We start from the raw sequence: 14,288 nt of genomic DNA on the forward strand, positions 1-14,288 counted from the left end.
GCCAACGTGGCCGGACGGTCCCCGCCCAGGGTGGCGGCAAGCGGGTTGGCCGCCCGCGGCTGACGGTACTCGTTCAGGCTGCCGCTCTCGCCCGTGAACACCAGGGTGCCGCCAGCGCGGGCAAAGGCCAGCAGACGGTCCACCACGGTCTGCGAAAGGCTCTCCTGGCCCGGCAGGATCACGGCCTGGTAGCGCGACAGGCTGTCGGTCTGCTCGTCATATATGATATCGAACGGCACGTGGTGCTGGATCAGCACCTGCTCGGCCAGCACGGCATCGATCCAGGGACCGGCCACGCTGTAGGCCATCGAGGGCCAGCTTCGCAGCACCGCCACATCCGCCACGGCGTTCACCCCGGTGTAGTAGCGCGGTGAGTACTCGCGGAAGAACTCGGCCAGGGCCGAGAAATGCCGCTCGGCGTAGTGGTTGTCTCCCAGGCCGAGCCAGCCGTAACCCGGTACCTCCTTGACGTAGTTGAACGCCATCTGCTCGGCCAGCTCCATGTCCGGCCCGCCGTTGGGGCAGGCGATCCCCAGGCGGCGGCCGGTCTTGTAGGAGCGGATCTCGCTCACCAGAGCGCCGGTGTTCGGGTCGAGGCCGGGGGCCACACCCGGGATGTCGAAGCAGAAGAAATCGCAGCTCCCGGCGAACAGCGGGTGGTAGACCGCGTTCTCCCAGATGCGGTTGAGGCTGTAGACGCCCTTGAGGTTGAACCCCACCGCGATGTGCGGGTCGCGCGCCTTGATGTAGTCGTAGAACTCGCGGCACTGGTCGGCCAGGGACTCGCAGCGGAACGCGATCCACTCCTGCAGCACCGGGTCATCGATCGCGGCCAGGTCCTCCGGGCGGTTGAAATCGTCCCACTGGCTGGGCTGCAGCCAGTCCGTGTCCGGGTAGCCGAAACGCGCGCGGGCCGCCTCGGCCGTGGGATAGCGCCGTCGCAGGAACTCGTGGAAGGCTTTCATGCACCTGTCGCAGCGGCAGCTCTTGGGTTCCTGGCGCAACATGTAGTTGTCGAAGAAGAACTCATCCGCGTGCAGCGAGTCGATGCCGATATCCAGCACGCGCTCGATGTAACGGCGCCAGGCCGGCTCGTTGGGGCAGGCGAAATGACGCCAGGTCTGGGCCTCCACGATGTAGGGCACCGGGCGGCCATACTGGTCGCGCTGCTCCCAGGCCTCGGCCTGCGGCGCCTCGCGGTAGAACGTCTCGGTGAACATCGTGCCGCCCAGGTAGAGGCTCACCTTCATGCCGTGCTCGTGCATGCTCCCGGCGGCCCGCATGCTGTTGCGTATCTCTGGCATCTCGGTCTCCAGGCCGAAGCCCTTGAAAAAGTGCAGCCGGCCGTAGCGCGCGCCCAGAGCAGCCATGCGGGCGATATTCCCGGGCGAGTGCTGGCGCTCGTAGCGCGCGGGCCAGTCCTCGGGCATCCGTCCCTTGCGCTGGCTGAACATCAGCGGCTCGTGGCTGAACCAGACCACCTCGGCGGCTTGGGCCTGTTTCTCGCGGGCAGCGCGCTCGAAACGGCTTTCGGCCGGGAGCGAGGAACAGCAAAGCGCAAGCAGGGCCAGGCAGGCAAGCAGCGTGTTTTTCATCGTTGGCTCCATCGTTGGCGGGAGGTCGTTTCCGGCTGAATCCGGCGCTGCTCCAGATTACCGGCAAGCCCCGCCGGAAGCAAGATTTTCCGCTTTCTTCGGGGAGCCTCCGCCGCGCAGACACTCCTTGACACATCCCCATTGACTATCGATATTTAGCCCGGCGTTGCCTGCGACGAAATCGGTGCACACGCGGCGCGCCCAATCCCCAACCGGAAAACGATCTCTCTTCCATTTCCGCGTTTCAACTCCTTCCTGGAGGCATGAATGGACAAGCTTGGCACCAGCATCGACCGCCGCACCTTCCTCAAGAGCACCTCGGTCTCGGCCGCCGCTCTGGGCGCGCTCAGCCTGGCCGGACCGCTTTCGGCCCTGGCCGCCGGGCCCAAGCTGCGCCTGGCCATGGTCGGCACGGGCAGCCGTGGCACCGGCATGTGGGGCACCCCCCTGCTGGAGGACTATTCCGACCTGCTCGAATTCGTCGGCTTGTGCGACATAAACCCCGAGCGGGCCGTGGTGGCGCAGTCGATAATCGGCACCAAGGCGCCCACGTTCACCGATTTCGACCAGATGATCAAGACCACCCGTCCGGACGCCGTGATCGTGACCACGGTGGACGGCTACCACTGGAAGTATGTCTGCCGGGCGATGGAGCTGGGCTGCGACGTGATCTGCGAAAAACCGCTCTGCACGGAGGCGGCCCAGGCCCAGGCGATCATCGACACCCAGAAAAAGACCGGGCGTAAGCTCACTGTCACTTTCAACGCCCGTCACGAGGGCAGCTCGATGAAGCTCAAGGAGCTGCTGGCCTCGGGCGAGATCGGCGAAATATACTCGGCCAACTATGATGAGTTCCTGGACCGCAGCCACGGCGCCGACTATTTCCGCCGCTGGCACGCTTTCCGTCAGAACTCTGGCAGCCTGTTCTGCCACAAGGCCTCGCACCATTTCGACCAGCTGAACTGGTGGATCGACTCCGATCCGGTGGAGGTCACCTCCCACGGCAAGCTGAATGTCTACGGATACAACGGACAGTTCCGCCACGCCAACTGCCGGGTCTGCACCTTCAAGGACAAGTGCCCGTTCTTCTGGGACATCACCAAGACCCCTGAGAACATGAAGCTGTACGTTGAATGCGAGGACAACGACGGTTACTACCGCGACGGGTGTGTGTTCCGCAACGGGATCGACATCTACGACACCATGGTTTCGCAGATACGCTATACCAACAACGTGCTGGTCAACTACTCGCTGAACGCGGCCGTGCCCTACGAGGGCCAGTTCATCGTGTTCAACGGCAGCCTGGGCCGGATCGAGGTGCGCAACTACGACAAACAGCCCTGGCAGGTGCAGCACGACGCCGAGATACGGGTGACCAAGACAGACGGCACGACCAGGGTCATCCCGGTGGCGCACGAGGACGGCGAGCACGGCGGCGCGGACAAGCGCATCCGCGACATGATCTTCCGCCCCAGCGGAGCCGACCCGCTGGGGCAGAAAGCCGGGATGCGCGCCGGCCTGATGAGTTCGCTGATCGGGATCGCCAGCTACACCTCGATCGACGAGCGCGGGACAGTCAAGATCGACGACCTGGTCAACTGGGCTTGATCGCCAGCGGCGAATGAAGTTTATGTAATCCGGAGGAAGGCCCGCTCTATCGGAAGTGGGGCGGGCCTTCCTATTGCCGAGAACGGAAGCCGGGGCAGACGGACTTGCCGGGGCTTCGGCTTTCCGAGACAGATGGGGACAGGATGGACATGCTGACTGAAAGAATTCCGGCCTGGCTGCGACGGCCGGGTGTGTTTGCCGCACTGGCCGCGGCAGCGGTGCTGCTGGCCGCCGGTTGCGCCGGCGGGCCGAAAGAGGCCGCGGACGCAGTTTATTACAACGGACGGGTGGTGACCCTGGACAGCGTATCCACGCTGGCCGGTGCTATCGCGGTGCGCGGCGGACGGATCATGGCCGTGGGGACCGACCCCGAAATCCTGCGTCTCGCCGGGCCACAGACCCGGAAAGTCGACCTGGGGGGCAGGACAGTGCTGCCGGGGCTGATCGAGGCACACGCCCACCCGGAGAGCGCCTCCACGAGCGAGCTGGCCGACTCGGTGCCAGACGTGCACAGCATCGACGAGCTGCTGAACTGGATCCGGGTCGAGGCTGAAAGCCACGCGGACGGGGAATGGATCGTGCACCCGAAGCTGTTCTTCACCCGCCTGGCCGAACTGCGCGCCCCCACCCTGGCCGAGCTGGACTCCGTGGCCCCGGCCAACCCGGTGTTCCTGGACGGCTCGTACGGCGGCTCGATCAACAGTGCGGCCATGCGCGCCAGCGGGATAACCGAAAAGACGCGGCACGACGGGCTTCTGCGTGACAACAAAACCGGCAAACTTAACGGCCTGGTGCGTTTCACCGCGTTCCCCCTGATCAAGGTGCCGGACCTGGACAAATATTCGCAGTCCGAGCGGGAACAGGCCCTGGCCCGCATGATCGACCGTTACAACGCGGCAGGTTTCACCAGCGTCACCAGCGGCGGCCTCCAGCGCAACCAGACCGCGATCTGGGACAGCCTGCGCGCCCACGGCAAGCTGAATATCCGCGTGTTCGAAAACATTTATATCGATTTCCCGCTCAAGGGGCGCACGCAGGAAGAAATCCGCGCCGATGTGGCCGCCCTGGGTCAGCCCACCTGCGAAGGCGATGACTGGATCAGGACCGGCAGGCTCAAGTACGTGCTGGACGGTGGAATCCTGACCGGCACGGCCTACCTCAGCCAGCCCTGGGGCTCCAAGGCCAACGCACTTTTCGGGATCGACGACCCGGCTTACCGCGGTATCCTGAGACTGAACGAGGACGAGTTCACCATGTTCTGCCGCGCCGGGGCCGAGAACGGCTGGTCCATGACCGCCCACGCCACCGGCGGCGGGACAGTGGAGATGATGCTGAACGCCTACGAGACCATAGCCAAAGAGAGGGACATCCGTCCCATGCGTTTCTCCATCATCCACGGTAATTTCTTCAGCCCCGAATCCATCCGGCGCATGAAAGAGCTGGGCGTGATCGCCGAGTCGCAGGCCGCCTGGTTCTACAAGGACGCGGACGCCATGCTCGCGATCCTGGGGCCCGAGCGGTTGAGGGATTTCCACGACTACCGCAGCCTGGTGGACGCCGGAGTGGTGGTCAGCGGCGGCAGCGACCACATGGTGCGCCTGGATGACCGCACCTCGATCAACCCCTACAGCCCCTGGCTCGCCATGTGGAGCATGATCACCCGGCGCACCGAGCGCGGCAGCGTGATCGACCCGGAGCAGGCGGTCACCCGCGAGGAAGCCCTGCGTTTCTACACGGTGAACAACGCTTTCACCCAATTCTCCGAGAACGAGAAAGGCTGCCTCACCCCCGGCCGCCTGGCCGATTTCATCGCCCTGGACCGTGACTATTTCAAGTGTCCGGAGGACGAGATCAAGGACATCCGGGTGGTTCTGACCGTGGTGGACGGCCGCGAGGTCTGGAGCGCGCAGTGAGAGCGGTCGACAGTCCGGCCCGACAGCCGGGATATCGGAATGAAACGTGTCTTGAGAGAGGATACAGGGATGAAGGTCAAGCTCGCCTACGGTAAAGAGGGCCTGGAGCTGAGCCTGCCCGACAGCCTGCGGGCTGTGGTGCTCGAATCGGTCTACACCGAGGGTCTGCCCGACCCGGAAAGCACGCTCCGCGAGGCCCTACGCCGGCCTATCGGCTGCGCGCCGCTTAGCGAGCTGGCCCGTGGCGAGGGGAAAATCGGCATTGTGTTCAGCGACATCACCCGTCCCACCCCCAACCGTCTGCTGGTCGGGGCCATCCTCGACGAGCTGGGGCAGTCGGCGCACGGGCGGGTGGTGCTGTTCAACGCCACGGGCACGCACCGCGCCAACACCCCGGATGAGCTGGAAACCATGCTGGGCGAGGAGATTGCCTCCCACTATCCAATCGTCCAGAACGACTCCGGCGACCGCGGGTCGCACCTGTCTATCGGCAGCACCACCGGAGGCAACGAGGCCTGGCTGCACCGGGAATACATGAACTGCCAGATCAAGATCCTCACCGGGTTCATCGAACCGCATTTCTTCGCCGGGTTCTCTGGCGGCGGCAAGGCCTGCATGCCCGGGCTGGCCCACATCGACACGATCCTGCGCAACCACAGCGTGGCCAACCTCGACAATCCCAAGGCCTCCTGGGGCGTGACCGCCGGCAATCCGGTCTTCGAGGAAATACGCCAGGTGACTGCCCTGGCCGAGCCGGCGTTCCTGGTGAACGTAACCCTCAACCGGGACAAGCGGGTCACTGGGGTGTTCGCCGGCGACTGGCGACTGGCCCACGAGGCAGGCTGCTCGTTCGTGCGTGAGCGGGCGATGCTGCGGGTGGGCGCTCCGTTCGACATCGTGGTGGGCAGCAACTCGGGCTATCCGCTGGACCTGAACCTCTACCAGAGCGTCAAGGGCATGAGCGCGGCGGCCAACATAATCAAGCCCGGCGGGGCGATCATCGTGGCCGCGGACTGCTGGGACGGCATCCCGGAGCACGGCGAGTTCGCCCGTCTGCTGCGCGAGGCCGCAAGTATCGACGACCTGCTGGCGGCCCTTCACAAGCCGGGCTTCCAGTCGCAGGACATGTGGCAGGCCCAGCTCCTGGCCCTGATCTGCAAAAAAGCCGAGGTGTATGTCTACAGCCGCAACCTGAGCGACGGGCAGATCAAGGGCGCGCACCTGAGGCCCTGCCGCGACATCGAAGCCACGGTGCACGAGCTGGCCGCCAAGGTCGGCCCCGCGGCCCGGGTCGGCGTGCTGCCCGAGGGCCCGCAGACCGTGCCCTATATCTCTGCCTGAACTCAGCCATACCCGGGAAAGAATAAGCGGCCCGCCCCGAAGACACGGAGCGGGCCGCTTATTCTTTCATCTCCAGGCTGGTTCTACTCCAGCATCCAGAGGTCGCCGCTCTCGCGCACCCCGAAATCGGTGGCCGGGCGGCCTCGGAAATACTCGCTCAGGCCGTGGGCGCTGCTGTCGGCCCATTCCGGATGGGCCAGCAGCTCGCTCAACGTGGCCAGGCGGCCGTTCTCCGGGTTCACGAAGAACACCCCCAGCTCGGCGTCCAGCAGAGTCAGACCACCCCGGTACGAAGCCCCGGCCACCCAGTGGTGCGGCCAGCCCCAGGTGTTCGCGGGACCGTCCTTGTAGCAGAGCACCGCGGCTTTGAACGGCTGGCCCGCGCTGTCCGGTAGGTGGCGGATCAGCTCGCAGAGCAGGTCGGCGTAGGAGTTGCAGAACGCCGCGCCGCAGCGCAGGGTGCCGGTCGGCCCCAGCGGCTCGTTGACTTTCTCCCCCGAGCCGCTCGAGAGCATCACTCCCGACTGGCAGAGAATGAGGGCCGCGGCAATCAAACGGGTGTCGTCATCCGCGAAGCGGCGGACGATTATTTCGGCCAGTGGCGCGAACGCGTCCGCCTGGCGCAGGTCGACACGCAGGCTGTCGCCGCTCAGGAGGGTCAACCCATCCGGCGAGCGCCGGAACGCGGGCAGACGGTCCAGCACGTAGCGGGCCAGTTTCCACTGGTAGTCCGGCTCTCCCGGGAGCGGACGCGGTGCGCTGAAACCGCCGGTCGGGTTATGGGTCAGCAGGAGGCCGCGTTTCCAGCCCAGAATGTAGCGGCCCCACTCGCGGCCGTCCAGCCTCAGCACCACCGCGCTTCTCATCAGCTCGTGCGGGTCGATCTCGAACCCGAAAGCAAGCTCCGGCGTCGTGGCCGTGTATTCTTTCTCCTCGAACACGCCCTGGTAATTGAGCGTGCCCACGCTCACCTTGCGCGGCAGGGCCGCCCCGGGGGCGAACACCAGCCGGCCGGAGTTCTCGCCCCAGGAAAGCGCTCCCAGCTCCACGGACTGGACCAGGGCCGGAGGCGCGCCCAGATAGAGGTCGCCGAAATAGAGCGGGGCCCAGGCCCGGTTGGAGTCGGGGCACCAGAGGCTCGTTTCCTCTCCGTGCACGGCGCGGTAGCGGGCCACATTCAGGCCGAGCACTGTCCAGTCGGCGGCGGAGCGCAGCGTATCCGGAAGAGAGATATCGAAGCGAGCGGTCCAACCGCCGGTATCCAGATGCGCCGCGGCGTTCACTTTGAGATGGCTCGAATCCTCGCGGAAAGCGCGGTCCGGGGACAGGTGGTTCTCGGCGACAGTATAGGCCCACTGCTGCAGCCGCCCGCCCGGAGAGAGCGCGATCCGCTCGAAACGGTGGTGGTCGTGGGCCGGGTCGAGGTGCACCTCGATTCTGTCATCCGGGAAATAGAAATCGAAATCGCTTTTCATCGACCCTGGCTCGCTCTCCTGGCAACGCACCTCCAGGCGCAGCGTGCGGCCGTCCGTGGCGGCGTACAGGGCGGTGGCCGCACGCGGGTGCTCGCGGCCGTCCAGGTCCAGCTTGCCGGGAAGCGCCGCCGGGTCGCGGCCGAAACGGTCGCTGAAATTGCCCAGGAAAGTCAGGTGTTCCAGGTTCGCCCCCAGCGGCACCACCGCCTGCCGTGCTATGGCCGGCGCCTCCGGGCGTAAAGTACCCGGATAGGGCGCGCCTGGCAAATCCAGGCGCAGGGTCGGGCCCTGGGCCGGGCAGGGCGCGGCAGCCGTGAACAGGGTCAGCAGCGCGGCCGCGGTCAGTAGCCTTGCACGGCGGAAGGATGAAAGACGGGCCTTTTCCATGGCAATCTCGCTCCGGACCTTAGGGGTAAGCAACGGGGAGGCGCGCTGCCTCCCCCGGCCTAAAAATCTCTACTCAAATTTGAGGTCCGGGTCGCCGGTCTGCAAGCGCAGCTCGTACAGACGGCGGGCCATGGCCTCCTGGACCTCCTTGACCTCCAGCTTGCCGTACAGGTTGTGCAGTTCCTGGGGGTCAGTCTGAAGGTCGTACAGCTCGAACTCGTGGTCCGGGAAATCGTAGTACTCGATGTATTTCCAGCGTCTGGAGCGCACGCCCTTGTTCGGACGGACCATGTGCCAGTCGGGGTAAGCATAATACTCGTACAGGAAATCCTCGCGCCAGTCGCAGGGAGTGTCACCCTCCAGCAGAGGCCGCAGGCTGCGCCCGTCCACCCCGCGCGGGATCATCAGCCCGGCGTAGTCCATGATCGTGGGAGCGAAATCGATGTTCAGGGCGAAGCGGTCAACCACGGTGCCGGGCTTGACCCGCCGCGGGTAGCGGATCAGCAGCGGGATGCGCAGCGAGGGCTCGTACATCAGGCGCTTGTCGAAAAAGTCGAACTCACCCAGAAAATAGCCGTTGTCCGAGGTGAAGATCACCAGAGTGTTGTCGGCCACGCCCAGACGGTCGAGCTCATCCAGGATGCGGCCCACGTTCTCGTCAACCCCCACCAGCACGCGGTGGTAGTTGCGCATGAACTCCTGCCAGTCCTTGACGTAGGAGTAGGTCCCCTCCCCGCCGATTTTCATGTCCGCCTCGCGCACCGCGCGCGGCTTGCCCTCGTAGCCGGCGTCAAAGCTGGCCGGCTTCGGGAAAACCACGTCCTTGAACAGGTCCTTGTGCCGCTCGGCCGGGATGCAATGCTGGTGCGGGGTCTTGAACCAGTGGCAGACAAAGAACGGCTTTTTTTCAGCCGCGGAATTGCGGATGAATTCGAGGGTGTGGTCGGCCAGGATATCCTCGACCCAGCCCTGGTAGACCTTTTCCGGTTCCTGGTTTTCCTGGATCTTCGGGTCGATGTACTCTCCCTGGCCACGGAAGCCGAAATAGTAGTCGAACACGCGGTCGCGGCCCCAGGGCTTGTTGTGCCACTTGCCCACGAACGCCGTGCGGTAGCCGCACTCGCGGCGGGCACGCTCCAGGACAGTCACCTCATCCAGCGGGAAAGTGCCCTCGTTGATCCGCACGCCGTTGTTGTGCGAATACTTGCCGGTCAGGCAGGTGGCGCGGCTGGGGCCGCAGAGGGAGTTGGTGACGAAGCAGTCGGTGAAATAGGCCCCCTCGCCCGCGATCCGGTCCATGTTGGGGGTCTTGAGGTAGGGGTTCCCGGCCCGGGACAGCGAGTCCCAGCGCTGGTCATCGGTCATGAAAAATATCACGTTGGGCCGGTCGGCGTTCGGGTCGACCATAGTCGCGGCCTCGGACCGAACCTGCGCCGCCAGGGCGCCCAGGGCCGCGGCAGCCCCGGCCCGGGCGAAATCCCGCCTCGACATCCTCTCCATCTGTCTTTCTCCTCCGGCTGAGCTTCAGGGATGGAAACCGGCCCGCAAGAGGCCGGCTCCCGGCTCGATGGAACATGCTGTCAAATCATGCATTTTCAACGATAGCGGAAAGCCCAGACCCGCAGCCGGTCCCCGCTGTCGCGGGACTTTTCGAAGTGCAGGAACACGTTGCGCGTCGGGTCGTACTGCATGAGGAAATTCATGCCGTACAGCTCGGGGGATTCGATCTGCAGCCGCTCCCAGCGACAGCCCTGGCTGTGGTAGATAAAGGTCACCGACCGGCCGGTGGGGTTGAAGTACTGGTCCTGGTAGTCGTTGGCCAGGTAGAGCAGCACGTGGTTGCGCGTATCGTAGGCCACGGCCGCGCCGTGTGCCGGAAGGGTGCTCCCCTCGACCGGGGTGACATTCCATCTGTGGACAGAGGAATCGTAGGCGTAGAGCGTGGTGTCGCCGCTGTTGTTGCCCAGAAGAAGCACCCGGCGGGCGAAACTGTCGTAGACCGGATTGAGTTCCCAGCCCGGTTTGCTGGGGGCGTTGTATAGCACCCAGCGCCCGGCGGCGCGGTCGAGCTCCCAGGTCGAGGTGCCGTTGTGGGCCAGCATCACCCTGCGCTCCGGGTCGAACACGGTGCCGCAGGCGAACACGTTGGGCGCCCCGGTCTCCAGGCGCTGCCAGGCTCTGGTGTCCGGGTCGTACTCCCAGTGCGAGGGCTTGAGGCTCACCCACCAGTTGGGCCCCGTAAACATCGGGAAGCGCTCCTGGGGCTCGAACCGCGCGTGCAGCGGCCCGCTCACCACCACCACCCGGCCCACGGTGGGGTCCCAGTCCACATCGCCGAAAGTGTGCATGGCCCAGGGTCGGCCGCTTTCGGTCACACACTGGCTGTCGGGGAGGATGCGGTAGCCGCTCTTGGGGTCCTGCTCGTAATCGCGGCTCCAGGTGAGGCTCTCCAGGTCCAGCCGCCAGACCGAGTTGGACTCGCCGTTCTCCAGGGGCGTGGGCGCGTGGGTGTCCGAACCGATAAACAGCACCAGGCCCTTTTCCGGGACTATCGCCGCCCCGCCGTGGAACACCTTGGGCGCAGCCTCGCCCGTGGTGGGCAGGCTCACCCAGCGCCCGGCAGGCAGCGAGTCCCAATCGAACGCCCGGGCGGGCCGGGTCGCAGTCAGGCCGAGCAGCAGACAGCAGAGAACACAGGCGCGCAGGATCATGAGTTTCTCCAGAGAATAGTATTAGTCGCCTGAACGGCCGAGAGGGAATTCCACGCCACCTTAGTCGCACATATCTGTACGACCAATACCCCGCTATTATTCACTCCCCGGGCCGCGGGGGCAAGGTTTATGGCATGGCCGGTGAACAGGCGGCCTTTTCGGCCATACCCTTGAAAAAAACTGGAAAGATGTTTTATTTTGACTTGAATATCCTTTTATCTTTATTGAGCGGCGGCCTGAAAATCCCTTCCCCGGGTCTTTCACGAAAAACACTGCCGCCTCCGCTGGCGGGTTGTGCCACCAAGGACTTCGATGCATACTGAAAAAGGCATTCTGTTCCCGAGGCCAGGTGGAAAATAAGCTCCTCGCACCCGGGGAACAACTCTTTCAACCTCAGGGTCGGAATTCAAATGAGCGGGCGGATCGACAACCATGCCCTGCGGATCATGACACTTGGGGAGATCATCACCCGTCTGCACGACGGCGCGGACTCGGAGATTGTCAAGCCCCTGCCGGCCTTGACCGTGCGCGAGACCGACTCCACCCGGATCGCATCCATGGAGCAGGAGCTTTCGCCTCAGCGGGGACTGCGTGGCGAACGCCGTCTGTTCGAATACGACAACCTGGAAAATGGAGATTGAGAATGAGAAGGAACATTCCGATAACGCCCCAGACCAAGGTGGCCGAGTTGCTGGATGCCTATCCCGGACTGGAGGCCAAGTTGCTCTCCGCGGTGCCGGCTTTCGAGAAGCTGAACAACCCGGTGCTGCGCAAGACTATCGCCCGGATGGCCACCCTGGAGAACGCCGCCAACATGGCCGGCCTGCCGGTGGATAAGCTGATCGCCGCGCTGCGAAAGCATGTCGGGCAGACAGAGACGCCGGAGACGGCCCGGCCGGAGGAAAAGACGGATGGCGGAAGCCCGGCCGTTTAACGGCCGGGCTAAGCTGCGCAGAGGCCAGGGCGGCGCCAGGCCTGGATGCGGATGAGAGTAAAAACCGGTCTGGCCAACGGTCCCTGTGTGATGGATTAGCGCCCCGAAAAACGGGAGCGTGGCGTGGAGCGGAATAGACTCCCCGACGGCTCAGAGATTTTCCTCGCGGAACCAGCGCACGAAACGTTCGATCCCCTCCTGGATCCCTACTTTGGGACAGTAGCCCAGGTTTCCGGAGGCGTGGGAGATATCGGCGTAGGTGACCGACGGGTCACCGGGCTGGTCGGGCAGACGTTCGATCACGGCCGGAAGGCCCACCGCTTTCTCGATCGTGGCGATCAGTCGCCCCAGCTCCACCGGGCTGCTGTCGCCCAGATTGTAGGTCTCCAGGCTGAAATCGCTCTCCACCACGGCCAGGATGCCCTCCACGATGTCCGTAACGAAAGTGTAGTCCCGCCGGCTGGAGCCGTCCCCGAACAGCTTGATCGTCTCGCCGCGCATCACCCGCCGCACGAACTTGTGGATCGCCATATCCGGCCGCTGGCGCGGGCCGTAGACCGTGAAAAAGCGAAGCATGGCCACGTTCAAGCCGTAGAGGTAGTTCCAGTTGCGGCAGAGCAGCTCGCCGGTGCGCTTGCTCACCCCGTAGGGCGAAATGGGATTCAGGGGTCCTTCCTCCCGGAACGGAATCTCACCGCTGTCGCCGTAGACCGAGGAGGAGGAGCCGAAGACGAACTTGCCCACCCCGCTGTCACGGGCGGCCTCCAGCAGGTTCAGGGTGCCGTTGACATTGATGTCCATGTAGAGCTGGGGCTGCTCGAGCGACAGGCGCACTCCCGGCTGGGCCGCCAGGTGGATAACCGTGTCGAAACGGTGCTCGATGCACAACTGGCGGATGAATTCGCGGTCGCGGATATCACCCTCGACCAGGGTGTAGCCGGGACGGGCCAGAAGGGCGGCCACGTTGCGCCGTTTGCGTTGCGGGTCGTAGTAATCGCAGAAATTGTCCAGGCAGACCACCCGCCGTCCACGTTCCAGCAGGCGCTCAGAGAGAGTCGAACCGATAAAACCGGCCCCGCCGGTGATCAGCATCTTCCAGTCCCCTGTCCAGAAGGTTTGGTTCCACTGCGCTTGATTTCGCCGGGAGCTTTCCTCCCGAAAAGTTACATTATAAGATAACACGCGCAATCGTTGTGGCAAGGTTCTCGGAGGGCCGCTACCGGGTGCTTTTCGCCGGCTGGCATCCGAATTGCAGACCCTGTTTCTGTTGTAGCTTAAGCGCAGAATATTTTGTATATTCCGGGCTACCGATTCCATTCTGACGGTATATTTTGCCCCCATGGCCGAACAGGACAGGTTCCAAGCGGGGCGGTGACAGGAGGGAGACAGTGTCCAGCAATTTCGCTCTGATCGGAGTGGCGGGCTATATCGCGCCGCGGCACCTCAAGGCCATCGCCGACACCGGCAACAACCTGATCGTGGCCTGTGACCCCCACGACTCGGTGGGCATACTCGACCGTTATTTCGAATCGGTCAGTTTCTTCCGCGAATTCGAGCGCTTCGACCGTCATATCGAGCGCCTGCGCCGGGAGCCCCAGGAGCGGCGGGTCGACTATGTCACTATCTGCTCGCCCAATTTCCTGCATGACGCCCATGTGCGGTTCGCCCTGCGGGTGCGCGCCACGCCGATCTGCGAAAAGCCGCTGGTGCTCAACCCCTGGAACTGCGACGCCCTTCAGGAACTGGAACAGGAGTACGAGACCCGGATCAACACGATCCTCCAGTTGCGGCTTCATCCCTCGATGCAAGCCTACAAGCAAAAATTCCAGCAGGAGAAAAGCGACCACAAGCACGAGGTGGTGCTGACCTATATCACCTCACGCGGCGATTGGTACCTCTACTCCTGGAAAGGCAACCCCGAGCAAAGCGGCGGCCTGGCCACCAACATCGGCATCCATTTCTTCGATATCCTGATCTGGCTGTTCGGGAGCGTGCAGCACAGCGAGGTCCACCTGAGCGAACCCCGTCGCTGCGCCGGGTTCCTGGAGCTGCAGAACGCCCGTGTGCGCTGGTTCCTTTCGATCGACCGCAACGACCTTCCGCAAGAGGCGCGGGCCGCGTCTAAGCGCACGTTCCGCTCGATCGAGGTGGATGGCGAGGAGATGGAGTTTTCGGATGGGTTCGAGGACCTGCACACCCGTTCCTACGAGATGATCCTGCGCGGCCAGGGGTTCGGCGTGGAGGCGGCCCGTCCCTCAACCCAGCTCGTGCACGATATCCGCGCCGCCAGGCCGAGCGGGATTTCAGACCAGTCACACCCCAGA

Annotated in this window: 12 protein-coding genes; 7 read left to right on the top strand and 5 right to left on the bottom strand. The window is 64.3% G+C overall.

Features of this window, described 5'->3' with window-relative positions; all coding sequences use genetic code 11:
* Window positions 1–1,595 (bottom strand): beta-galactosidase trimerization domain-containing protein (locus tag LLH00_16920; protein MCE5272962.1); only part of this gene is annotated, 1,595 nt, incomplete at its 3' end.
* A gap of 267 nt (window positions 1,596–1,862) precedes the next feature.
* Here LLH00_16920 and LLH00_16925 point away from each other — a divergent pair.
* From LLH00_16925 to larA, 3 genes are all read left to right on the top strand, one after another.
* Complete coding sequence (locus LLH00_16925) at window positions 1,863–3,203, top strand: Gfo/Idh/MocA family oxidoreductase (protein MCE5272963.1); 1,341 nt, start codon at window positions 1,863–1,865, stop codon at window positions 3,201–3,203.
* A 143-nt stretch (window positions 3,204–3,346) separates the two neighbouring features.
* A complete protein-coding gene (locus LLH00_16930; GenBank protein MCE5272964.1) occupies window positions 3,347–5,116 on the top strand; it encodes an amidohydrolase in 1,770 nt (589 codons plus the stop codon).
* Window positions 5,117–5,185: 69 nt separating this feature from the next.
* Complete coding sequence (gene larA / locus LLH00_16935; GenBank protein MCE5272965.1) at window positions 5,186–6,457, top strand: nickel-dependent lactate racemase; 1,272 nt, start codon at window positions 5,186–5,188, stop codon at window positions 6,455–6,457.
* Window positions 6,458–6,540: 83 nt separating this feature from the next.
* Here the strand turns inward: larA and LLH00_16940 are convergent, their stop codons facing one another.
* From LLH00_16940 to LLH00_16950, 3 genes are all read right to left on the bottom strand, one after another.
* Window positions 6,541–8,319: a hypothetical protein gene (locus LLH00_16940; GenBank protein MCE5272966.1), complete on the bottom strand. Its 1,779-nt coding sequence runs from the start codon at window positions 8,317–8,319 to the stop codon at window positions 6,541–6,543.
* A gap of 69 nt (window positions 8,320–8,388) precedes the next feature.
* Window positions 8,389–9,819: a sulfatase gene (locus LLH00_16945; protein ID MCE5272967.1), complete on the bottom strand. Its 1,431-nt coding sequence runs from the start codon at window positions 9,817–9,819 to the stop codon at window positions 8,389–8,391.
* 95 nt (window positions 9,820–9,914) lie between these two features.
* Window positions 9,915–11,030 carry a hypothetical protein gene (locus LLH00_16950; protein MCE5272968.1) on the bottom strand — a complete coding sequence of 372 codons (1,116 nt, stop codon included), beginning with the start codon at window positions 11,028–11,030 and terminating at the stop codon, window positions 9,915–9,917.
* A gap of 134 nt (window positions 11,031–11,164) precedes the next feature.
* Between LLH00_16950 and LLH00_16955 the strand changes: the two genes are divergently transcribed.
* The 3 genes from LLH00_16955 to LLH00_16965 all read left to right on the top strand — a co-directional run bounded on the left by LLH00_16955 (window position 11,165) and on the right by LLH00_16965 (window position 11,964).
* A complete protein-coding gene (locus LLH00_16955) occupies window positions 11,165–11,353 on the top strand; it encodes a hypothetical protein (protein MCE5272969.1) in 189 nt (62 codons plus the stop codon).
* Window positions 11,354–11,440: 87 nt separating this feature from the next.
* Window positions 11,441–11,671 carry a DUF438 domain-containing protein gene (locus LLH00_16960; protein MCE5272970.1) on the top strand — a complete coding sequence of 77 codons (231 nt, stop codon included), beginning with the start codon at window positions 11,441–11,443 and terminating at the stop codon, window positions 11,669–11,671.
* A 2-nt stretch (window positions 11,672–11,673) separates the two neighbouring features.
* Entirely contained in the window at window positions 11,674–11,964 is a 291-nt protein-coding gene (locus tag LLH00_16965; GenBank protein MCE5272971.1) for a DUF1858 domain-containing protein, read from the top strand.
* 150 nt (window positions 11,965–12,114) lie between these two features.
* Here LLH00_16965 and LLH00_16970 read toward each other — a convergent pair whose 3' ends face one another.
* Window positions 12,115–13,056, bottom strand: coding sequence for a GDP-mannose 4,6-dehydratase (locus tag LLH00_16970; GenBank protein ID MCE5272972.1), 942 nt, complete (start codon window positions 13,054–13,056; stop codon window positions 12,115–12,117).
* A gap of 296 nt (window positions 13,057–13,352) precedes the next feature.
* On the opposite strand from LLH00_16970, the gene LLH00_16975 reads away from it, so the two are divergent.
* Window positions 13,353–14,288: Gfo/Idh/MocA family oxidoreductase (locus LLH00_16975; GenBank protein MCE5272973.1), on the top strand; the 936-nt coding region annotated here is incomplete at its 3' end.

The sequence above is a fragment of the bacterium genome, from assembly GCA_021372515.1.
In the GTDB taxonomy this organism is placed as follows: Bacteria; Gemmatimonadota; Glassbacteria; order GWA2-58-10; family GWA2-58-10; genus JAJFUG01.